Here is a 989-nt window from a genome sequence, read left to right as displayed (position 1 = left end):
TCGTCCATCGCGATCGGGTGGATCAGGGTAACAACCATTTTGATGTTGTCGCCCGGCATTACCATCTCTACGCCTTCCGGCAGTTCGATGGTGCCAGTCACGTCAGTAGTACGGAAGTAGAACTGCGGACGGTAGCCTTTGAAGAACGGAGTATGACGGCCGCCTTCGTCTTTGGACAGAATGTACACTTCAGATTCGAACTTGGTGTGCGGGTTGATGGTGCCCGGCTTAGCCAGTACCTGACCACGTTCGATTTCTTCACGTTTGATACCACGCAGCAGAACACCTACGTTCTCACCAGCACGGCCTTCGTCCAGCAGTTTGCGGAACATTTCAACGCCAGTACAGGTGGTTTTCGCGGTTTCTTTGATACCAACGATTTCAACTTCTTCACCCACTTTGATGATACCGCGCTCTACACGACCGGTAACAACGGTACCACGACCGGAGATGGAGAATACGTCTTCGATCGGCAGCAGGAACGGCTTGTCAATCGCACGCTCTGGTTCCGGGATATAGGTATCCAGGTGGCCAGCCAGTTCGATGATTTTCGCTTCCCACTCTGCGTCGCCTTCCAGCGCTTTCAGAGCAGAACCACGAACGATCGGAGTGTCGTCGCCCGGGAAATCGTACTGAGACAGCAGTTCACGAACTTCCATCTCAACCAGTTCCAGCAGCTCTTCGTCATCAACCATGTCGCATTTGTTCAGGAACACGATGATGTACGGAACGCCTACCTGACGACCCAGCAGGATGTGCTCACGAGTCTGCGGCATCGGGCCGTCAGTCGCAGCAACAACCAGGATCGCGCCGTCCATCTGCGCAGCACCGGTGATCATGTTTTTAACATAGTCGGCGTGGCCCGGGCAGTCTACGTGCGCGTAGTGGCGAGTCGGGGTGTCATATTCAACGTGAGAGGTGTTGATGGTGATACCACGAGCTTTTTCTTCCGGCGCGTTATCGATCTGGTCGAATGCGCGAGCGGAACC

At 54.6% G+C, this 989-nt stretch carries 1 protein-coding gene; it reads right to left on the bottom strand.

All coding sequences use genetic code 11. The annotated features are described in order from the left end of the window. Window positions 1-989: elongation factor Tu (gene tuf, locus ACOI7D_RS27795; protein WP_117140903.1), on the bottom strand; the 989-nt coding region annotated here is incomplete at both ends.

Source organism: Klebsiella sp. C360, from assembly GCF_048822415.1.
In the GTDB taxonomy this organism is placed as follows: domain Bacteria; phylum Pseudomonadota; class Gammaproteobacteria; order Enterobacterales; family Enterobacteriaceae; genus Klebsiella; species Klebsiella quasipneumoniae.
This window is presented reverse-complemented; position numbering and strand designations above follow the sequence as displayed.